Origin of the sequence: Ectothiorhodospira haloalkaliphila ATCC 51935, from assembly GCF_000633935.1 — a bacterium.
Lineage (GTDB): Bacteria > Pseudomonadota > Gammaproteobacteria > Ectothiorhodospirales > Ectothiorhodospiraceae > Ectothiorhodospira > Ectothiorhodospira haloalkaliphila.
The window spans coordinates 1,598,831-1,618,790 of the sequence record NZ_KK214998.1; the positions used below are offsets into that span (position 1 = coordinate 1,598,831).

Consider the following 19,960-nt stretch of genomic DNA (forward strand, 5'->3'; position numbering starts at 1 on the left):
GGCCCGGATTTCATGTTTTCGAGTTTCGTGAGGACCGCAGTACAGTGAAGCCAACAGCCCCAAACCTGCCCTGGAACGACGTGGACACCGTGCTGCTGGACATGGACGGCACCCTGCTTGATCTTAACTTCGACAATCATTTCTGGCTGGAGTATCTGCCGCGCCGTTATGCCGAACGCCACGGCATGGCCCCGCAAGTGGCCCGGGAGGGCATGATCAAGCGTTATGCCGCGGTTCGCGGTACCCTCAACTGGTACTGCCTGGACTACTGGCAGCAGGAGCTGCAGATGGATATCGTCGCCCTCAAGCAGGAGGTGGCCCATCTGGTGGCAGTGCATGAACACGTGCCGGCCTTTCTGGCCACCATGCGTCGCCAGGGCCGCCGGCTGGTGCTGGTGACCAATGCCCATCGCGGTGGATTGGAGATGAAACTCACGCTCACCGCCCTGGAGGGGCATTTTCATCGGGTGATCAGCGCCCATGAGTACGGGCGCCCCAAGGAAGACCAGCGCTTCTGGGAGCAGTTCCGCACCAAGGAGCCCTTTGACCCGGCCCGTACCTTGTTTGTGGACGATAACCTGGATGTGCTGCGCGCCGCCGAGCGTTTCGGCATTGCCCATCTGCGCGCCGTGCGCCGGCCCGATAGCCGACGCGGCGAGGTGGACACCGGCGAGTTCGTCGCCATCCGCGATTTTCGGGATCTGATGCCCTGACGATCGCCCCCTGGAGCCATGGACCACCCCAAGGATTCACATGTCACTGGAACCCGGAACCCTCCTGGCCGCGTTTGTCGTCGGCCTGCTTGGCGGCGTGCACTGCGTGGGCATGTGCGGCGGCATCGTCGGCGCGCTGACCCTGGGCGTGAAGGGCGCCCAGACTGATGAGCGCCCCCGTCTGGCGCCCTTCCTGCTGGCCTATAACAGTGGCCGCGTCATCACCTACACCCTGGCCGGCGTCCTGGCCGGTGGCGTGGGCTGGTTTGCCGCGAACCTCACCGATGTACACCACGCCCAGCAGGGGCTGCAGATCCTGGCCGGCCTGTTCATGATCGCCCTGGGACTGTATCTGGCCGGCTGGTGGTACGGCCTTGCCCGACTGGAGCGGGCAGGTGGTGTGGTGTGGCGGCGCCTGGAGCCCCTGGGCAGGCGCATGATGCCGGTACGCACGCCCGGGCAGGCACTGGGGCTGGGGCTGGTGTGGGGCTGGCTGCCCTGTGGCCTGGTGTATAGCGTACTCATCTGGTCGCTCACCGCCGGAGGGGCCCTGCAGGGGGGCGCCCTCATGCTGGCCTTCGGCCTGGGCACCCTGCCCAATCTGCTGCTGATGGGGGTCTTCGCGGCGCGTCTGGCCAGCTTTGTGCGCAAGCCCTGGGTGCGGGGTATCGCCGGTGGGGCAGTGGCGGGCTACGGGGTGTACATGCTGTTCGTGTCCTGGGTGTGATCCTGGCCGCAAACATCCAGCGGCGCCGCAAGACGCTGCGGTGCCTCAATGGCCAGGGTCTTCTCCCGGGAGGTGGCGCCGGACACCAGTTCCACCCGGGACCGGGCCACGCCGCAGTGCTTGCTCACCAGTCGGATCAGCCGCTGGTTGGCCGCCCCGTCCACCGGTGGGGCGGTGACATGGACCTTCAGACGATCCCCCAGCGGTTCTCCCAGCTTGTCGCGTGAGGCCTTGGGCTGGAGTTTCAGGCGCAGCAGCAGGGTGTCACCCTGCCACTGCCACCAAGTGTGGTTCATGGCTCGGACTTCCGTCAGATGGAGCTCACGAAGATCAGCAGCACGTTCAGCCCGATGATGGCCACCAGTGGCGACAGGTCCACCATGCCCGTCTGCGGCATGATGCGACGGATGGGGGCCAGAATGGGGTGGTTCAGGCTGAAAACCAGGTCCGCCACCGGGTTGCGACCCATGGCGCCACCGGCCTGGAACCAGCTCATCACCGCCTGGATGATGATGCTGATGATGTAGATCCAGATCACCAGACGGACCAGCGCCAGCACACTCACTACAAACAGGGTGAAGATGGGCACGCCCACTCCGTGCAGCATGGCGATCAGCCATATCTCCAGCATCTTGAGCAACAGCACCAGCACGAACGCCGCCGTGTCGATCCGGCCCATGGGGGGGATGAATCGGCGCAGCACCCGCAGCGGCGGATTGGTGACCGTGACCAGAAACTGGGATACCGGGTTGTAGAAATCCGCCCGGGCCATGGCCAGCAGGGTGCGGAGCATCACCGCCAGGATGTACAGGCTGAACAGGGTGGAAATCAGAAAGTCAGCGACGTTTTGAAACGCGTGCGTCATGGATGAACCTCAGTCCCGACCCAGTTGGTCGGCCAGTGCATGGGAACGGTCACGGGCGGCGGTGAGGGCGCGCAGCATGAGCTCGCGCAGCCCCCCGGATTCCAGCTGCGCCAGCGCCTGCTCGGTGGTGCCTCCCTTGGAGGTTACCCGGGTACGCAGGGTGGCGGCATCCTCGTCGGACTCCAGGGCCAGCTTGGCAGCGCCGAAGGCGGTCTGCAGGGCCAGCAGCCGGGCCGTGTCTCGGGGCAGTCCCAACTCCACGGCGGCATCCTCCAGAGCCTCGATGAACAGGAAGCAATAGGCCGGGCCACTGCCCGAGAGGGCCGTCACCGCATCCAGCTGAGCTTCATCCTCCAGCCATACGGTCAGCCCCACGGCGCGCAGTATGGATTCCGCCACGTCGCGCTGTTCGTCACTCACGTGGGGGTTGGCGGCCAGCCCCGTGGCGCCGCTGCCCACCAGGGCCGGCGTATTGGGCATGCAGCGCACCACCGGCAGATTGCCACCCAGCCAGCGCTCGATATCCGCACCGCGCACGCCGGCGGCGATGGACACCACCAAGGGGTGGCGTTCCTGCACCTGGGTGGCCACCGAGCGGCACACCTCGCCGAGCACCTGGGGCTTGACCGCCAGGACCAGCACCTGTGCATGGGCGATGGCCGCAGCATTGTCATCGGTCGCGTGCACATCGGGCCATCGCTGGCTCACCGCGTCTCGTTGGTCCGGATTGGGATCGGCCGCCCAGATGGCATCCTGGTTCCACCCATCGGCGATAAGTCCACCGATGAGGCTGCGCGCCATGTTGCCGGCGCCGATGAAGGCGATCGTCTCATTCATGGGATGGCCCGTGTTGGCTATGTCCGTAGAGGCCCTATGGTAACCCGAACGCCGTGTGGATTCGTATGCCGCTCAAGCCCTGCCACCTATCCTCTGGCACCGAAGATGGCGGTGCCCACGCGGACAATGGTGGCGCCTTCGGCCACGGCGGCCTCCAGGTCGTCGGTCATGCCCATGGAGAGGGTGTCCAGATCGAGACCGCGTCGGATCAGATCCTCCTGAGCCTCCCGCAACCGGGCAAAGGCCCGCCGCTGCTCATCGAAATCATCGCTGGGGGCGGGGATGGCCATCAGCCCACGCAGTTTCAGGCCGGGCAGGGGGGCCACAGCTTCGGCCAGGGCAGGCAGGTCTTCCAGCGCGACGCCGGACTTGCTGTCCTCCTCGCTGATGTTCACCTGCAGGCATACATTCAGCGGCACGGCACCCAACGGGCGCTGCTCGCTCAGCCGCCGTGCAATGCGTTCCCGATCCACCGAGTGCGCCCAGCGGGCCGTATCGGCGATCAAGCGTGTCTTGTTGCTCTGGATGGGGCCGATGAAATGCCAGGCGGGGTGCCGATCACCCAGTGCCCGGGACTTCTCCTCCAGTTCCGAGGCATAGTTCTCCCCGAACTCACGCAGTCCGCAGTCCATGGCCTGGGCCACGATTTCCGCCGGGCGCGTCTTGCTCACCGCCAGGAGCTGGACATCTTCAGTGGGGCGGCCGAAGCGCCGGGCTGCCGCCTGTAGGCGGTCTTGCACCGCCTGGATTCGATCGCATAGCTGGCTCATGGCGCTATGCTATATTCGGGGCTGATCAGAGTCACCTGTTCGTATGCGTTACAGGCATGCAACAGGTGAGGACAGGACATCAAAGGGGGCTGGATGGACATCACCCAATTGCTTGCGTTCGCCGTGAAGAACGGCGCTTCCGACCTGCATCTCTCCTCGGGACTGCCCCCCATGATCCGGGTGGACGGGGACGTCAGGCGCATCAACGTACCCGCGATGGACCACAAGCAGGTCCATTCCATGGTGTACGACATCATGAACGACAAGCAGCGCAAGGACTTCGAGGAGTTCCTGGAAACCGACTTCTCCTTCGAGATCCCCGGCCTGGCCCGCTTCCGTGTCAATGCGTTCAATCATAATCGGGGTGCCGGCTCGGTTTTCCGTACCATTCCCAGCAAGATCCTCACCCTGGAGGAACTGGGCTGCCCCAAGATCTTCGAGAAGATCTCCGAATATCCCCGTGGCATCGTGCTGGTCACCGGCCCCACCGGCTCAGGCAAGTCCACCACCCTGGCGGCCATGGTGAACCACAAGAACGAGACCGAGTACGGGCACATCCTCACGGTGGAGGACCCCATTGAATTCGTGCACGAATCCAAGAAGTGTCTGGTCAATCAGCGCGAGGTGCATCGGGACACCCTGGGCTTCAACGAGGCCCTGCGCTCCGCTCTGCGCGAGGACCCCGACACCATCCTGGTGGGGGAAATGCGCGACCTGGAGACCATCCGCCTGGCGTTGACCGCGGCCGAGACCGGTCACCTGGTGTTTGGTACCCTGCACACCAGTTCCGCCGCCAAGACCATCGACCGCATCGTCGACGTCTTCCCCGCCGCCGAGAAGGACATGGTACGCGCCATGCTCTCCGAGTCCCTGCGGGCGGTCATCTCCCAGACCCTCATGAAAAAGATCGGTGGCGGCCGCTGCGCCGCCCACGAGATCATGCTGGGCACCCCCGCCATCCGCAACCTCATCCGCGAGAACAAGATCGCGCAGATGTACTCCGCCATCCAGACCAGCCAGGGTGCCGGCATGCAGACCCTCGACCAGGGCCTGAAGGAAATGCTCCAGCGAGGCCTGGTCAGCAAGGAAGAAGCCAGGCGCAAGGCGGCGAATCCGGATAATCTCTGAGTCTGTCGGATACACTCAAACCAGGGTGGCCGGCGCCGGGCCGGCGGGTTGAATCACATTCGAGGCACGCTTCATGGATCGGGACAAGGCAATACGCTTCATGCACGACCTGCTCAGAACCCTTTTGAGCAAACAGGGCTCGGATCTGTTCATCACCGTGGGCGCGCCGCCGTCCATGAAGATCGACGGCAAGATGACGCCCGTGACCAACCAGCCCCTCTCGCCGGCCCACACCCAGGTGCTGGTGCGCTCCATCATGAATGACCGGCAGTCCTCGGAGTTCGAGCGTTGCCAGGAGTGCAACTTTGCCATCAGCCTGCCGGGGATCTCCCGCTTCCGGGTGAACGCCTTCACCCAGCGGGGCAGCGCCGGGATGGTGCTGCGCGTGATCACCGCAGACATCCCCGCCCTGGAGGATCTGGGTCTGCCGATGCAGCTCAAGGATGTGTCCATGACCAAGCGGGGCCTGGTGATCTTTGTGGGCGGCACCGGTTCGGGCAAGTCCACCTCCCTGGCGGCCATGGTGGGTTACCGTAATCAGAACAGTTACGGACACATCGTCACCATTGAGGACCCCATCGAGTTCGTGCACTCCCATGTGAATTGCCTGGTCACCCAGCGCGAGGTGGGGGTGGATACGGAAAACTACGAGATTGCCCTGAAGAACACCCTGCGTCAGGCACCGGACGTGATCCTCATCGGCGAGATCCGTGATCGGGAGACCATGGATTACGCCATCGCCTTCGCCGAGACCGGTCACCTGTGTCTGAGTACGTTGCACGCCAACAGCACCAACCAGGCGCTGGACCGCATCATCAACTTCTTCCCCGAGGAGCGGCGCCAGCAACTGCTCATGGACCTGTCCCTGAACCTCAAGTCGGTGATCTCCCAGCGCCTCATCCCCAAGGCGGATGGCAAGGGGCGGGTACCGGCGGTGGAGGTGATGATCAATACCCCGCTGATGTCGGACCTCATCTTCAAGGGCGAGATCCACCAGATGAAGGAGCTCATGTCCAAGTCCAACGAGGCCGGCATGCAGACCTTCGACCAGGCCCTGTTCCAGCTATTCGAGGCCGGCCAGATCACTTACGAGGATGCCCTGCGCAATGCTGACTCGGTCAACGACCTGCGCCTGCGCATCAAGCTGGACAGCAAGCGGGCCAGGAGCCAGGGGCTGCTGGATGATACCCAGGGTCTGAAGATGGAGGAGACCCCGGAGGAGTCGGGGATGCTCAAATGAGTCGTCGTTACGCCTGACGCCGCCGCTTGCTGAATCACGGGACCCGGACATGCTGCTTCAACCCTACCTCAAACTCATGGCCCAGAAGAATGCCTCCGACCTGTTCTTCACCACCGGTGCGCCGGCTTGCGTGAAGATCGAGGGAGAGGTGCGGCCCATGAGCCGCCAGTATCTGCAGTCGGGAGCAGTGAAAGAGCTGGCCTACGACATCATGGATGAGCGCCAGATCGAGATCTTCGAGCGCGAGAAGGAGATGAACCTGGGCATCTCGGTGGAGCAGTTGGGGCGCTTTCGGGTGAATGTCTATGTGCAGCGGGGTGAGGTTTCCATGGTGATCCGCTACATCAAGAGCGAGATCCCCACCGTGGAGCAACTGCGTCTGCCGCCAATCCTCAAGGAACTGGTGATGCATGACAACGGGCTGGTGCTGGTGGTGGGCTCCACCGGTTGCGGCAAGTCCACCACCCTGGCTTCCATGATCGACCACCGCAACAGCACGCGCACCGGGCATATCCTCACCATTGAGGATCCCATCGAGTACAGCTTCATGCACAAGAAGTCCATCATCGGGCAGCGTGAGGTGGGGCTAGACACCCTCTCCTACGACAATGCCCTTCGCGAGGCCATGCGCGAGGCTCCGGACATGATCATGATCGGCGAGGTGCGTGACCTCAACACCATGAAGGCGGCCATCACCTATGCAGACACTGGCCATCTGGCCCTCTCGACCCTGCATGCCGTGAATGCCAACCAGGCCCTGGACCGGATCATCAATTTCTTCCCCCCCGAGGCCAAACAACAGATCCTCATGGATCTTTCCCTGAATCTGCGGGGCATCGTCTCCCAGCGTCTGGTGCTGGGCAAGGAGGGTAATCGTCTGCCGGCCGTGGAGGTCATGCTCAATACCCCCTATGTGGCCGAGCTCATCCGCAAGGGGGAGATCAATGGCATCAAGGCCGTGATGGAGAAGGGTGCCTCCATGGGGATGCAGACCTTCGATCAGTCCCTTTTCGAGTTGTACAAGGCGGATCTGGTCCACCTGCCCGAGGCGCTATCCAAGGCCGACTCCCGGGGCGACCTGGAATGGCGCATCCATTTCGGGGGTGGGGTGCGCAGCCTGAAGAAGAAGGACGAGGACCTCAATCTGCCCAGTTCCGACAGTATGGCGGGCGCACGGGGGGTCACGGACGGACGCAAGGGCTTTGATGATGAGCTCAAGCCCTTGTCGGAGACAGGGGTGGGATCCGGGCAACCAAAGGAATAAACGGGCCATGGGGGCGGTGTCCCGGCGATGGGAGACACCGCCTGGTTCAGGCGGCGGGGAACACCCGCTCCGCCGGGAACACCGGGCCATCCACGCAGACCCGCTTCATGGCGGGGCCCTGGTCTGTGTGCACCTTGACCACGCAGCCAGCACACCCGCCCACGGCACAGGCCATGTATTCCTCCAGCGATACCTGACAGGGCAGGCGGTATTCCCGGGCAAGCGCCGCACAGGCCTCCAGCATGGGGTGGGGGCCGCAGGCGTAGATCTGTACCTTGCGCTGCTCGTGCGGCGGCAGGGCGTTCAGCCACAGGCGAGCCAGGTCGGTCACGAAGCCTTCATGACACCCGGAGAATCCGGCCTGGCTGGTGAGCCTTGATGGCACGCCCCAGTCCTCCAGCAACGGCATGGCGGCGATCACGCCCTCCGGGATACCGGGGATCATGATGCGTGATGGCTGCGGCTTGAAGGGGAAGGGCACTTCCGAGCCCATGATGACGAACGGCTCACTCACCGGGTCGCGGCGCATGGCATCGGCCAGGAAGACCATGGGCGGGATGCCCACCCCACCACCCAGCAGCAGGGCCCGGGGTCGGTCACCGTGGGGCATCTCGAACGGCGTGCCGATGGGGCCCATCATGTTGATCTTCTCGCCCACCTGGCGCCGTGCCAGCAGCCGCGTGCCTTCGCCCACCGACTTGTAAAGAAACTCCACCCAGCCCTCGTCGGGGTGGGTGCGCATGATGGACAGCGGCCGACGCATGGGCAGCAGCGGGTCGCACTGCAGGTGGGCAAAACTCCCGGGCCGTGCGTGGGCGGCGCACTGGGGCGCCCTCACCCGCAGGATGTGCTGATCGCCGGGATGGGAGGTGTGAGACAGGATGGGCGCATCCTCGACGAAGATGGTCCCGCGGTGTTTATGATTCATGGGGCGACTCGTTGTTTACTTTCGGGACTCGAAGATGACACGTCCGGCGGCCAGGGTATGGGTGACCCGACCCTGGAACTCCCAGCCGAAGAACGGACTGTTGCGACCGGCGCTGAGCCAGTTGTCGGCGCTGGGGCTATAGACCTTGTCCGGGTCCACCAGGGTGATGTCGGCCCGTGCATCCGGGGCCAGGGTGCCGGTGGGCAGGCCCATGATGCTGGCCGGGCCGGTGGTCACCCGCCGGATGGCCTCCATCAGGGGCAGCACGCCTTCTTCGGCCAGCCTCAGCGTCAGCGGCAGCAGGGTTTCCAGGGTGGACATGCCGGCCTGGGTGGCCGGGAACGGGGCCAGTTTGGCGTCCGCCTCGTGGGGTTGATGGTCCGAGCAGATGGCGGCGATGGTGCCGTCGGCCACCGCCTGGCGCAGGCCCTCGCGGTCACGGGCGGTGCGCAGCGGTGGCACCACGTGACACAGGCTGTTGAAGTCCGCCACGTCCATCTCGGTAAGGAACAGCTGGTGAGCGCATACATCGGCCGTCACCGGGAGGCCGTCCTGCCGGGCGCGGGCCACCAGGGCGGCACCCCTTGCCGTGGACAGTCGGCACAGATGGATGCGGGCGCCCGTCTGGGCCACCAGTGCCAGGATGACCCCCAGGCTGGCTGTTTCCGCGGCCTCGGGGATACCCGTCAGCCCCAGGCGGGTGGCCACGGAGCCCTCGTGGGCACAGCCACCCGCAGCCAGGGAACGGTCGATGGGGTGCAGGAAGACGGTGATCTCGTGGCTGGCAGCATATTCCAGAGCCCGGCGCAGCAGCACGTGGCTGTCCAGGGGTTTGAGGCCCTGGCTGGCACCCAGGGCGCCGGCCCGCTTGAGTGCTGCCATTTCCGCCAGTTGCTGACCCTGCAGGCCTTCGGTGAGTGCCCCCAGGGGATGCACGCGCACGCCGCAGGCCTGTTTGGCGCGGCGATGAATCAGTTCGATCTGAGCGGGGGAATCCACCGGCGGGTCCGTGTCCGGGGGGCAGATGAGGGTGGTGATGCCGGCGCTGGCGGCGGCCCGGGTCTCGGAGGCGATGGTGGCCTTGTTCTCGAACCCCGGCTCGCGCAGGCGCGCCGCCAGATCCACCAGCCCGGGCAGCACCCAGCGACCCCGGGCATCGATACGCCGGTCGGGGTTGAACCCCTCCGGCGCGACACCCATTGCGACGATCCGCTCTTTTTCGATGAACAGATCCGTGACTTCATCCAGGCCCTGGTGCGGATCAATGACCCGGCCCTGTTCTATCAACAGCTTCATTGCGATGCCCCCTGGTTGACGCTCCCCCCCATGATCATGGACATCACGGCCATGCGCACGGCGATACCATAGGTCACCTGCTTGAGGATGACGGACTGTGGTCCGTCCGCCACCCGGGAGTCGATTTCCACGCCCCGGTTGGCCGGGCCGGGATGCATGACGATGGCCTCGGGGGCAGCCAGGGCCAGGCGCTCCTCGTTCAGGCCCCAGAGCTGGAAGAACTCGTGCTCGGAGGGCAGCAGGCCGCTATCCATGCGCTCTCGCTGCAGTCGCAGCATGATGATCACGTCCACATCCTTGAGGCCGGCGCGGATGTCGTGGAAGACATGCACACCCAGTTCCTCCACAAAGGCTGGCAGCAGGGTGCGAGGGGCGATCACCCGCACCTCGCCAGCGCCCAGGACGTTGAGGGCGTGGATCTGGGAGCGGGCCACCCGCGAATGCAGGATGTCACCGACGATGGCCACCCTCAGGGCGGAGAAATCCCCTTTGTGGTGGCGGATGGTGAACATGTCCAGCAGCGCCTGAGTGGGGTGGGCATGACGACCGTCGCCGGCGTTGAGCACGCTCACGTGGGGTGCCACGTGCCGGGCGATGAAGTGGGCGGCACCGCTGTCGGCGTGACGCACCACGAACATGTCCACCAGCATGGCTTCCAGGTTGCGCAGGGTGTCCAGCAGGCTCTCGCCCTTCACCGTGGCCGAGGTGCTGATGTTGATGTTGAGCACGTCGGCGGACAGGCGTTTGGCGGCCAGTTCGAAGGTGGTGCGGGTGCGGGTGCTGGCCTCGAAGAACAGGTTCATCACCGTCTTGCCCCGCAGCAGGGGCACCTTTTTCACCGTCTGGGCGTTCACGCCCAGGAAGGATTCGGCGGTGTCCAGGATCTCGGTGATCAAGGGCCGGGAGAGCCCTTCGATGGTCAGCAGATGGCGCAGCCGACCCTGGTCGCCAAACTGCAGCGATGGAGGCAGTGGCCCCGAGGTGGCTGGAGCAGGGGGGGTGGGCCGGGCCTCCGTCATGACGATGCCTCCAGTTGCACGATATCCAGATGCAACGGCTCAGGGCCGCGCAGCTTCACTTGTTGGTCCGGGTTCAGCTTCAGGTGTTCCCCCACCACCTGGGCCTGGATGGGCAACTCTCGTCCGTCGCGCTCCACCAGCACCACCAGGGTCACCGAGGCGGGCCGCCCATAATCGAAGATCTCGTTCATGGCGGCGCGGATGGTGCGGCCAGTGAAGAGCACGTCGTCCACCAGCAAGATATGCCGGTCTTCAACCGAGAAGGGGATGGAGGAGGGTTTCACCTGGGGGTGCATGCCGATGCGACTGAAGTCATCCCGGTAGAAGGAGATGTCCAGTCTGCCCAATGGGGCCTCCAGCTGCAGGCGGGACTGCAACTGCTCGGCCACCCAGACACCGCCACTGTGAATGCCCACCAGGCCGGGATCGGTGATGCTCTTGTCCTGCAGGCGGTGACGCAGTTCGTCGGCCATGCGGTCCAGGAGCTGTTTGACGTGTTCAGTCATGGGAGGTCTCTTGGGAAAGCCAGTGTTCCAGGAGCACCGCCGCCGCCACGGCGTCGATGTCCTCTTTGCGAATACGCCCGCGGCGTCCCTCGCGGCGCCAGTCCTTGAGATGGGATTCGGCCTCGGCGGAGGTGAATTGTTCATCCACCGGGCGCACCTTCAAGCCGTAGCGGGCACGCAGCCGGTCAGAAAAGGCCTGGATGCGTCGGGCCAGGGGGTGCTCGGTGCCGTCATCCGTTTCCGGCAGACCCACTACCAGCAACTGGGGCTGCCATTCGCGCACCAGGGTGTCCAGGCGGGGCCATTCGGGGATGCCGTTGCGGGCCGGCAGGGTTTCCAGGGGGGCGCTGGTGCCGGTGAGGCCATTACCCACCGCCACCCCAATGCGTCTCTCGCCATAGTCCAGCCCCAGTACCGTGCCCGACGTGGCCGGCCCCGTATTCGCCGGCTTCGATCGCTGTTCAGGCATGTCCCGCCTGGCCGGTCATCAGCGACAGATCGACCCCCAGGCGGCCCGCGGCAGCCTGCCAGCGCTTTTCGGTGGGTTGCTGGAAGAGGATGTCCGGGTCGGAGGCGCAGGTGAGCCAGGCGTTCTCGCCGATCTCCTGTTCCAGTTGCCCGGGGCCCCAGCCGGCGTAGCCCAGGGCGATGAGGTAGGACTCGGGGCCGCTGCCGCGGGCCATGGCCTCCAGGATGTCCCGGGAGGTGGTGACCGAGATCCGCTCGCTCACCTGCATGGTGGAAGTCCAGCGTCGCTCCGGCGGGTGCAGGATGAAGCCCCGGTCCGGTTGTACCGGGCCACCATTGAAGACGGGTACCTGGCTGGCGTCCACCTCGATGGAGATGCCCATGTGCTCCAGCACCGACTCCAGGGTGAGGTCGGTGGGATGGTTGATGACGATGCCCATGGCGCCATCCTCGCTGTGCTCGCACACGTAGGTGACCGAATGAAAGAAATTCGGATCCTCCAGCGAGGGCATGGCGATCAGGAACTGGTCTGTGAAGTTGGCACTGTGCATGGGTTCAGGGCGCACTTGGGGTACATGGGCTAGTGTACACCCTTGATGCCGGCTGTCGTAGGTGGGGCAGTCAGTCAGATCGACCGATGTTCAACGGGTGCGCAGGGTCTGGTTGCCCTGGAACACCCAGGTGCGGGTAATCATGATCTGGTCGTAGGACTTGCGCATGTCGGCCGGGAAGGGCGCGAAAGGACCCGCCAGATCGACGATGCGCCGGGCTGCGTCGTCCAGCACGCGCTCTCCGGAACTGTTGCCCACCTCGATGCTCAGCACCTGGCCCTCCTGGTCCACCAGCACGCTGAGCACCAGGGAGCCGGAGAGACGCTGGCGCCGCGCCTCATCCGGGTAGTTGAGGTTGCCCACCCGCTCCACCTTGCGTACCCAGGCATCCAGATAACTGGCCTCCACGGCGGACTTGGCGCTCAGGGCATCCACGTAATGGGTGCGGGGACGATGGCCGTGGCGTCGGTTCTGTTCGGATATCTCCGAACTCAACCGCGCCATCTGCAGGCTGCGCTCCACCAGTTCATCGGTGGTCAGTTCACGCGTGGGTGCTGGCGTTTCGGTGGGGGTGTCCGGCGTGGCGGGCTGTTCGCTCTGCTCCGCGGTGATCACCTCCACTGCTTCCCGGGGCGTGGGTTCCGGGGCGCCGGCGCGCAATTCTTCCGGAGCCAGGCCGTCGGTGGGTCTGAGCAGGGGGGCGGTCACCGGACTGCTGGGGCGCTCCTCGTCGGCCTCACGGCCGCTGGCCTGTTGATCCACCTGGGCGATGTGGCGGGCATCGTCGGGCGTTTCCCGGGACTGGGTCTGCACCAGCACCACATCCATCATGGGTGGGCGTTCCAGGGGAGGCGCCGGCTCGAAATCGAAGCCCAGGCCGAAGATGACGATGCCGTGGATCGCCAGCGCCAGGAAGATTCCCAGGCCCAGGCGGTCGCCGGGTGTCACCATGCTGGAGGGGGTCAGGTTGCTCACGCTGAAGGCGAAAGCCGTCGTTGCATCAGGACCGCCATTGTACCGCTCACCAGACCGAAAATCAGTGAGAAGGTGAGCAACACCGGCAGCAGTTTGAGCAGGCTGGCGTGGGGGATGAACAGCCACCAGGCCAGCAGGAACTGCCCCAGCATGTGCGCCAGGGCCGCCAGCACGCACAGTCCCATGGGACTCAGGGCCCGGCCTGCCAGACAATGGGCCAGGCCCAGGGCTGCAAGGCTGCACAGGGCACCGGCGGCGCTGAGCCAGAACGTGGGGCTGAGAAAGGTGCCGATCACCAGGCTGCCGGCCAGCACCCGCAGGCCGGTCACCCAGGCAGCCATGCGCCAGCCATAGAGCACCAGAACCAGCACGGTAATCACGTTGGCCAGTCCCGGCTTGATCCCCGGCAGCGGGCTGGGGAAGGCGGCCTCCAGCACGTGCACGGCAATGGCCAGGGCGGCCAGCCAGGCAATCAGGTGGTCTTCGCGGGTGGTGGCAAGCTGCACGGGGGCGATGTCGGGAGTCAGTAGTTCATGCTGTCGAATTCGGACTCATCGCCCAGCACCTCGATGATCACCCGGTTGGGCAGGCTCACGGCCATGTCGCCGGCCCGCCTCAACCAGCCTGCGCTCTGGCAGATGCCCTGGGAGCCGGGGGAAGCGGCACAGCGCGCGGCTCCATCGGCGATCTCCACCACGGTGATGCCGGCAGGGCCCGAGATCTCCAGTTGCCGGGCCTCGTTCAGGGGCAGCCGGGCCACCTCTTCGTTGCCGGAAATCACCCGCACCTGCGAGGCGGGGGCACCCGGGCTCCAAAGCCAGGCATAGGTGCTGGCCACCAGCCCGCAGGCCAGCAGGATCACCAGGGCGTCGGCTCGGGTGATCATGCCGGCGGGGCGACGGACGCCGCGTCCTGCCCGTCGGGCAGCGGCGTGATGATGCGATCCTTGGGCTTCGTCTCGAAACGCACCCGCTTTTCCATGGCCGGGGTCATGTGCACCACGCCCGCATCATCGATGAGCATGACCTTCTCGATGCCCAGGCGGGCGGCGATGCGGGGCCAGTCGTCGGTACCGGCGATGAACAGGGCGGTGCTGGCCACATCCGCCTCGGCGGCATGATCATGGATCACCGTGACCGATCGGGTGCCCCGTGCGGGATGACCGGTACGCGGGTCGAGAATGTGGTGATAACGCTCGCCCTCGTGCATGAAATACCGCTCATAGTCGCCGGAGGTGAAAATGGCCTCATCGCCCTTGGTGTCGATGGCCGCGAGCACGCCCTGACCGTCGGGCGCGCGAACGCCGATGCGCCAGGGGCGGTTGCCCGGTCGGCCAATGGCGCGCAGGTCGCCCCCGGCATTGAGTATGGCGTTTTCCACGCCCAGGTCCTTGAGGTGTTCCATGGCCTGATGCAGGCCATACCCCTTGGCGTAGGCCCCCAGGTCCAGGCGCACGGCGGTATTGTGACTGCGCATGCGGATGCCGTCGATCCATACATCGTCCATGGCAGGCTGTTGCTCCAGGATCGCCTGAATCTCCGCTTCATCCGGCGGCGGCCCCTGAGGATCGTCCGACTGAAAGCCCCACAGGGCAAACAGCTCTCCCAGGGCCGGATTGAACAAGCCCTCGGTGGCCTCGGAGAGTCGCTTGGCCTCGATGATCAGCGGCAGTACCGAGGGGTTGGCGGAGAATTCCATGCCGGTGGCCAGCAGTTGGTTGGTGCGCCCCATGGGGCCGGGTTCCCAGGCATGCCAGGCGCCGTGCATGTAGTCCAGATCCGCCCGCACGGCCTCAGCGGCGGTGCGGGCCAGTTCCCGGTCAGCGGTGTAGATGTTCAGTTCGACGATGGTGCCGAAGGCGATGAAACGGTCCCGATGAATCTCCGGACGCTCGCAGCCGGCCATGAGGGCGGTGGTCACGAGGATGGCCAGTACCGCAGCGGCCCTGTGAAGGATTGCCCGGCTCATGCCTCAGCCTCCAGTTTGCGGGCGATGGCACCCATGAGTTGATCTCCGATATCCAGTCCGAACAGGGTGTCCAGTTCCCGGATGCAGGTGGGGCTGGTCACATTGATCTCGGTGAGATAATCACCGATCACGTCCAGGCCCACGAAGGTGAGTCCCTTTTCCCTGAGCCTGGGGCCCACCTGCTGGCAGATCCACTGATCCCGGTCGCTGAGCGCCAGACCCTCGCCACGCCCGCCCACGGCCAGGTTGGCGCGGTTTTCACCCTCAGCCGGGATGCGGGCCAGGGCGTAGGGTACCGGTTCGCCGTCGATGAGCAGGATGCGTTTGTCCCCCTGGCGATATTCGGGCAGGAAGCGCTGCGCCATCACCGTGCGGGTGCCCCGTTGCGTCATGGTCTCCAGGATGACCCCCGTGTTGCTGTCCCCCGGGGTGAGGCGGAAGACGGAAACGCCCCCCATGCCATCCAGGGGTTTGACCACGATATCCCCCTGGTGTGCCATGAACTCGCGGATGCGGCCGGGGTCGCGGCTGACCAGTGTGGGCGGGCAGCACTGGGGGAACCAGGCGGTGAACAGCTTTTCATTGGCGTCCCGCAGACTGGCCGGGTGATTCACCACATGGCAGCCCTCGGCCATGGCCAGCTCCAGCAAATAGGTGGTGTAGATATACTCCATGTCGAAGGGGGGATCCTTGCGCATGAGGATCACGTCCAGGTCAGCCAGGGGATGGGTGCCGGCCTCATCCAGCTCGTACCAGTGCATGGGGTCGTCGCGGACCGCCACCGGGCGGGAACTGGCCAGCACGCGGCCGTCCTCCAGCCACAGGTCACCCTGTTCCAGATAATGCAGATGCCAGCCCCGGGACTGGGCAGCCAGCAGCATGGCCAGGGTGGAGTCCTTCTTCACCTGGATGCCCGCAATCGGGTCCATGACTACGCCCAATCGGATGTCTGTGCCGTTCATCGGCCCACCCCACACGCTTTCAAGGAGAATGGGTGCATCATACAAGACAGCAAAGGCAAAGCCATTGGCGGCGGCCTGGGGTTTTGTTTGATACGGCCCGGGGCATGGAGTAAATTCGGGGGCCTGTCTTGACACAACGGCATGCACGGGGGCGTCGTGAGCGAACACACCGAGGAAGGCGGTAGCGGGGAGGAGGATCTCTCGGGACTCAAGGTGATGGTCATCGACGATAGCAAGACCATCCGGCGCACGGCTGAGACACTGCTGAAAAAGCATGGCTGCGAGGTGGTGACGGCCACCGACGGCTTCGAGGCCCTGGCCAAGATCGCCGAGCACAAGCCGGACATCATCTTTGTGGACATCATGATGCCGCGGCTGGATGGCTATCAGACCTGTGCACTGATCAAGCACAACCGGTTGTTCAAGCAAACGCCGGTGATCATGCTGTCCAGCAAGGACAGCATATTCGACAAGGCCCGGGGGCGTATCGTCGGCTCGGAGCAGTACCTGACCAAACCCTTCACCCGTGACGACCTGCTGGGTGCCATCAGGTCGCATGTCAGGAAACAGTAGGCCAGGCCCGGGGTGGGGCCGACCATACCCGGCCCATGCCGCCATCAGGGCGGATGAGGCCCAGAGCATCCATAGGGAGACCATGTCATGACCCGCATCCTGGTGGTCGATGATTCACCCACCGAACTGCATGTCATCAAGACCATGCTGGGCAAGCATGGCTATGAGGTGAGCACCGCTTCCAGCGGTGAGGATGGCATGGCCAAGGCGCGGGAGATCCTGCCGGACCTCATCCTCATGGATGTGGTCATGCCTGGCCTCAATGGTTTTCAGGCCACCCGGCAGCTGAGCCAGGACGCCGCGACCGCCAGGATCCCGGTGATCGTGGTCACCACGAAGGATCAGGAAACGGACCGGGTCTGGGCCATGCGCCAGGGTGCGCGGGATTACATCGTCAAGCCCGTGAAGGAGAAGGATCTGCTGGAACGGCTCAAGGACATCCTGCCCTGATGGAGTCCACCCAGACCCATACGGCGGCCGCGGATCCCTTCGCCTACCTGGTCTCCATGGAGCGCAAGGGGCGCTCCCTGGGTGGGCAGCTGCCCATTCAGGAGGAGCTGCGCGGGGCCTGGAAGGGCGTTCTGTTCCGCATTCACGGCGAATCCCTGCTGGCCCCCATGGAACAGGTGGCAGAAATCGTGACGCCCCCCTCGTTCACGCGCATCCCAGGGGTCAAGCCCTGGGCCCTGGGCATGGCCAACATGCGGGGCAACCTGCTGCCCATGATGGATCTGCACGGGTTCCTGTACGGCGACAACCTGGAATTCGATCCGCGACGGCAACGCCTGCTGGTGATGAATCACCAGGGCGTGTATGCCGGGCTGCTGGTGGAGAGCGTACTGGGGATGAAGCACTACTGGCGTGAAGAGCGGCTGGACGACGTGCCCGAGGTGGATGCGCGCCTGCAGCCTTACCTGGCCGGAGCCTGCCGCCGGGGTGATGAACATCTGGCGGTCTTCAGCCCGTGGAAGCTGGTGGACGACGAACAATTCATGAACATCTCGGCGTAAGCCGGTATCACACACAGGGTGCCATGGCGGCAGACGCCCATGGCGGGTCGAGGGAGACACGATGAAATCGCCTTCAAGTGACGGGGCCGCGAAGATGGGCATCAGCCGGGGCATGGCGGTGCTCACCGGCATTGTGGTGCTGTTGATGCTGCTGACCGTGTCCGCCTTCGTGTATTACACCATGCAGGTGGGTAACAGTCGGGACTATGCCGCCGTCGCCGCGGATCAACGACTGTGGGTTCAGCGTCTGGAGTCCCAGGCCCGGGTGGCCGCAGCGGGCGATGATGCGGCCTTTGTGGAATTGCGGCGTCACCGGGATCGTCTGGACGCTTCACTGACCCGTTTGCGGGACGGCGATGCCGACATCACGCCGGTCTCCGGCGCCCTGACCCGGCCGCTGGGGGATCTGCGCGGCGCCTGGGACAGTTTTCGCCCCCCCCTGAATGACCTGCTGGATGCCCGCTCCACCCTGGCCGATGCCAGCGAGCGCGTCGGGCGCGCTGCCCCGGCACTGTCCCGACTGCGCGAGTCGGCGGAGGTGCTGGCCGGCGATCTGGCGGAGGCCGGTGCACAGTCCGACCGGGTCTATCTGGCAGCCCGCATCGCCATGAGCAGCCGGGACATGGAGCGGGATCTTCTGCTCGTCGAAGCCGGCGAGGGCCTTCCTGGCAGCGCCCAGCGTCTGGAGCAGGGGCTGCGGCGCCTGGAGGCGGACATCAATCGCCTGCAGGCCCTTGCCTTGCCGGACAACGATGTGGCGCCGGCCATGACAGATCAGGTGAGCCGGATTCAGGGCCACCTGGACAGCTTGAGCCCCGACCTTCAAGCCCTGGCGGGGTTGTCTTCCAGCCTGGCCCGCGTGTCCACGACCGCCGATCAGGCAAGCGCCCAGGCCGGCGACCTGCTGGCCGCGGTGGGTGGCTTTCAGGAGGCTGTGGAACGCCATGCTGCCGGGCTGAGCAAGTGGGTGATCGCCGGTTACCTGCTGGCGGCCCTGACGGTGGTGACCATCGGCCTGCTGGCCTATCTCTTCTATCAGGACGCCCAGCGCCGACTGGCCGTGACCACGGAGCAGAATCGTCGTAACCAGCGGGCCATCCTGCGCCTGCTGGATGAGATGACCAACCTGGCGGAAGGGGACCTGACCGTTCACGCCACGGTCACCGAGGACATCACCGGCGCCATTGCCGACTCGGTGAACTACGCCATCGACGCCCTGCGCAGCCTGGTGACCACCATCAACCAGACGGCCATGCAGGTCTCCACCGCTGCAGTGAAGACCCAGGCCACAGCGCTGCGCCTGGCCGACGCCTCCAACCACCAGGCTCGGGAGATCGCCTCCGCGTCCTCCGGCGTGACCGACATGGCCGACTCCATCGAGCAGGTGTCCCGCTCCGCCGAGTCCTCCGCCGAGGTGGCACAGAAATCCGTGCAGATCGCCTCCAAGGGCGCACTCACCGTGCGCAAGACCATCGACGGCATGGACACCATCCGCGAGCAGATCCAGGAGACCTCCAAGCGCATCAAGCGCCTGGGTGAATCCTCCCAGGAGATCGGCGACATCGTCAGCCTGATCACCGACATCGCCGACCAGACCAACATCCTGGCCCTGAACGCCGCCATCCAGGCCTCCTCGGCCGGTGAGGCCGGGCGCGGCTTCGCGGTGGTGGCCGACGAGGTGCAGCGACTCGCTGAACGCTCCTCCAACGCCAGCAAGCAGATCGAGGCCCTGGTCAAGACCATCCAGGCCGACACCAAGGAGGCGGTGATCTCCATGGAGCAGTCCACCTCCAACGTGGTGGGCGGCGCCAAGCTGGCCTTCGACGCCGGCGATGCCCTGGCAGAGATCGAGGGGGTGTCCCACCAGTTGGCCGACCTGATTGCCAACATCTCCAAGGCAGCGCGTCAGCAATCCGAGGTGGCTCAGAACATCTCCAACACCATGAACGTCATCCAGGAGATCACCATGCAGACCTCCGATGGCACCAACGAGACGGCCGTTTCCATCGGCAACCTGGCCAATCTGGCCTCCGAACTGCGCAAGTCGGTTTCCGGCTTCAAGCTCCCTGAGTCCGAGCAGCTGGAGACGGTGATCATCGACCCCGCCGACACTGACCAGGGAGGCAAGTCGGGCCGATCCGATCAGGGTCAGGCCTGATG

At 65.1% G+C, this 19,960-nt stretch carries 24 protein-coding genes; 9 read left to right on the forward strand and 15 right to left on the reverse strand.

Annotated elements, in window-relative coordinates; genetic code table 11:
• Positions 1-44 precede the first annotated feature (44 nt).
• Together yrfG and ECTHA_RS0115260 are read left to right on the forward strand one after the other, a co-directional pair.
• Positions 45-713, forward strand: a complete 669-nt coding sequence (yrfG, locus tag ECTHA_RS0115255) for a GMP/IMP nucleotidase (protein WP_026623859.1) — start codon at positions 45-47, stop codon at positions 711-713.
• A gap of 40 nt (positions 714-753) precedes the next feature.
• Positions 754-1,440: a sulfite exporter TauE/SafE family protein gene (locus ECTHA_RS0115260; protein WP_029762663.1), complete on the forward strand. Its 687-nt coding sequence runs from the start codon at positions 754-756 to the stop codon at positions 1,438-1,440.
• On the opposite strand, the gene ECTHA_RS0115265 is transcribed toward ECTHA_RS0115260, so the two are convergent.
• The 4 genes from ECTHA_RS0115265 to ECTHA_RS0115280 form a co-directional block, all read right to left on the reverse strand.
• On the reverse strand, positions 1,404-1,736 hold the full coding sequence (locus ECTHA_RS0115265; protein WP_025282748.1) for a DUF167 domain-containing protein: 333 nt from the start codon (positions 1,734-1,736) through the stop codon (positions 1,404-1,406). The genes ECTHA_RS0115260 and ECTHA_RS0115265 overlap by 37 nt on opposite strands.
• Before the next feature lie 14 nt (positions 1,737-1,750).
• On the reverse strand, positions 1,751-2,305 hold the full coding sequence (locus tag ECTHA_RS0115270; protein WP_026623860.1) for a YggT family protein: 555 nt from the start codon (positions 2,303-2,305) through the stop codon (positions 1,751-1,753).
• A 9-nt stretch (positions 2,306-2,314) separates the two neighbouring features.
• Positions 2,315-3,142: a pyrroline-5-carboxylate reductase gene (proC, locus tag ECTHA_RS0115275; protein WP_025282747.1), complete on the reverse strand. Its 828-nt coding sequence runs from the start codon at positions 3,140-3,142 to the stop codon at positions 2,315-2,317.
• 86 nt (positions 3,143-3,228) lie between these two features.
• Positions 3,229-3,912 carry a YggS family pyridoxal phosphate-dependent enzyme gene (locus ECTHA_RS0115280; protein ID WP_025282746.1) on the reverse strand — a complete coding sequence of 228 codons (684 nt, stop codon included), beginning with the start codon at positions 3,910-3,912 and terminating at the stop codon, positions 3,229-3,231.
• A gap of 93 nt (positions 3,913-4,005) precedes the next feature.
• Here ECTHA_RS0115280 and ECTHA_RS0115285 point away from each other — a divergent pair, with 93 nt between their 5' ends.
• The 3 genes from ECTHA_RS0115285 (at position 4,006) to ECTHA_RS0115295 (ending at position 7,544) form a co-directional block, all read left to right on the forward strand.
• Entirely contained in the window at positions 4,006-5,040 is a 1,035-nt protein-coding gene (locus ECTHA_RS0115285) for a type IV pilus twitching motility protein PilT (protein WP_025282745.1), read from the forward strand.
• Positions 5,041-5,113: 73 nt separating this feature from the next.
• Positions 5,114-6,280, forward strand: coding sequence for a PilT/PilU family type 4a pilus ATPase (locus tag ECTHA_RS0115290; protein WP_026623861.1), 1,167 nt, complete (start codon positions 5,114-5,116; stop codon positions 6,278-6,280).
• 49 nt (positions 6,281-6,329) lie between these two features.
• Positions 6,330-7,544, forward strand: a complete 1,215-nt coding sequence (locus ECTHA_RS0115295; RefSeq protein ID WP_025282789.1) for a PilT/PilU family type 4a pilus ATPase — start codon at positions 6,330-6,332, stop codon at positions 7,542-7,544.
• A gap of 46 nt (positions 7,545-7,590) precedes the next feature.
• Here the strand turns inward: ECTHA_RS0115295 and ECTHA_RS0115300 are convergent, their stop codons facing one another.
• From ECTHA_RS0115300 to gshB, 11 genes are all read right to left on the reverse strand, one after another.
• Entirely contained in the window at positions 7,591-8,472 is an 882-nt protein-coding gene (locus ECTHA_RS0115300; RefSeq protein WP_026623862.1) for a dihydroorotate dehydrogenase electron transfer subunit, read from the reverse strand.
• A gap of 15 nt (positions 8,473-8,487) precedes the next feature.
• The gene (locus tag ECTHA_RS0115305; RefSeq protein WP_025282786.1) at positions 8,488-9,768 is read right to left on the reverse strand and encodes a dihydroorotase; all 1,281 of its coding nucleotides are present in this window, start codon (positions 9,766-9,768) and stop codon (positions 8,488-8,490) included.
• Positions 9,765-10,787 carry an aspartate carbamoyltransferase catalytic subunit gene (locus ECTHA_RS0115310; protein ID WP_025282785.1) on the reverse strand — a complete coding sequence of 341 codons (1,023 nt, stop codon included), beginning with the start codon at positions 10,785-10,787 and terminating at the stop codon, positions 9,765-9,767. The genes ECTHA_RS0115305 and ECTHA_RS0115310 overlap by 4 nt, the downstream gene beginning before the upstream one ends.
• The gene (pyrR, locus tag ECTHA_RS0115315) at positions 10,784-11,293 is read right to left on the reverse strand and encodes a bifunctional pyr operon transcriptional regulator/uracil phosphoribosyltransferase PyrR (RefSeq protein ID WP_025282784.1); all 510 of its coding nucleotides are present in this window, start codon (positions 11,291-11,293) and stop codon (positions 10,784-10,786) included. Before pyrR ends, ECTHA_RS0115310 begins: the two co-directional genes overlap by 4 nt.
• Complete coding sequence (ruvX, locus tag ECTHA_RS0115320; RefSeq protein WP_025282783.1) at positions 11,286-11,762, reverse strand: Holliday junction resolvase RuvX; 477 nt, start codon at positions 11,760-11,762, stop codon at positions 11,286-11,288. The genes pyrR and ruvX overlap by 8 nt, the downstream gene beginning before the upstream one ends.
• Positions 11,755-12,312: a YqgE/AlgH family protein gene (locus ECTHA_RS0115325; protein WP_025282782.1), complete on the reverse strand. Its 558-nt coding sequence runs from the start codon at positions 12,310-12,312 to the stop codon at positions 11,755-11,757. Before ECTHA_RS0115325 ends, ruvX begins: the two co-directional genes overlap by 8 nt.
• 90 nt (positions 12,313-12,402) lie before the next feature.
• Positions 12,403-13,287 (reverse strand): energy transducer TonB, encoded by an 885-nt coding sequence (locus ECTHA_RS0115330; protein ID WP_025282781.1) that lies wholly within the window; start codon positions 13,285-13,287, stop codon positions 12,403-12,405.
• Complete coding sequence (locus tag ECTHA_RS0115335) at positions 13,284-13,793, reverse strand: Gx transporter family protein (protein WP_025282780.1); 510 nt, start codon at positions 13,791-13,793, stop codon at positions 13,284-13,286. The genes ECTHA_RS0115330 and ECTHA_RS0115335 overlap by 4 nt, the downstream gene beginning before the upstream one ends.
• A gap of 17 nt (positions 13,794-13,810) precedes the next feature.
• Positions 13,811-14,173 (reverse strand): NusG domain II-containing protein, encoded by a 363-nt coding sequence (locus ECTHA_RS0115340; RefSeq protein WP_029762672.1) that lies wholly within the window; start codon positions 14,171-14,173, stop codon positions 13,811-13,813.
• A complete protein-coding gene (locus ECTHA_RS18595) occupies positions 14,170-15,255 on the reverse strand; it encodes an FAD:protein FMN transferase (protein ID WP_025282778.1) in 1,086 nt (361 codons plus the stop codon). Before ECTHA_RS18595 ends, ECTHA_RS0115340 begins: the two co-directional genes overlap by 4 nt.
• Positions 15,252-16,217, reverse strand: a complete 966-nt coding sequence (gene gshB / locus ECTHA_RS0115350) for a glutathione synthase (protein ID WP_025282777.1) — start codon at positions 16,215-16,217, stop codon at positions 15,252-15,254. The genes ECTHA_RS18595 and gshB overlap by 4 nt, the downstream gene beginning before the upstream one ends.
• 216 nt (positions 16,218-16,433) lie before the next feature.
• Here gshB and ECTHA_RS0115355 point away from each other — a divergent pair, with 216 nt between their 5' ends.
• The 4 genes from ECTHA_RS0115355 to ECTHA_RS0115370 all read left to right on the forward strand — a co-directional run bounded on the left by ECTHA_RS0115355 (position 16,434) and on the right by ECTHA_RS0115370 (position 19,958).
• Positions 16,434-16,790, forward strand: a complete 357-nt coding sequence (locus ECTHA_RS0115355) for a response regulator (RefSeq protein ID WP_177169973.1) — start codon at positions 16,434-16,436, stop codon at positions 16,788-16,790.
• Between the two features lie 87 nt (positions 16,791-16,877).
• A complete protein-coding gene (locus ECTHA_RS0115360; protein WP_025282775.1) occupies positions 16,878-17,240 on the forward strand; it encodes a response regulator in 363 nt (120 codons plus the stop codon).
• Positions 17,240-17,800, forward strand: coding sequence for a chemotaxis protein CheW (locus ECTHA_RS0115365; protein ID WP_035369662.1), 561 nt, complete (start codon positions 17,240-17,242; stop codon positions 17,798-17,800). The genes ECTHA_RS0115360 and ECTHA_RS0115365 overlap by 1 nt, the downstream gene beginning before the upstream one ends.
• A gap of 61 nt (positions 17,801-17,861) precedes the next feature.
• Positions 17,862-19,958, forward strand: a complete 2,097-nt coding sequence (locus tag ECTHA_RS0115370; RefSeq protein WP_026623866.1) for a methyl-accepting chemotaxis protein — start codon at positions 17,862-17,864, stop codon at positions 19,956-19,958.
• Positions 19,959-19,960 lie beyond the last annotated feature (2 nt).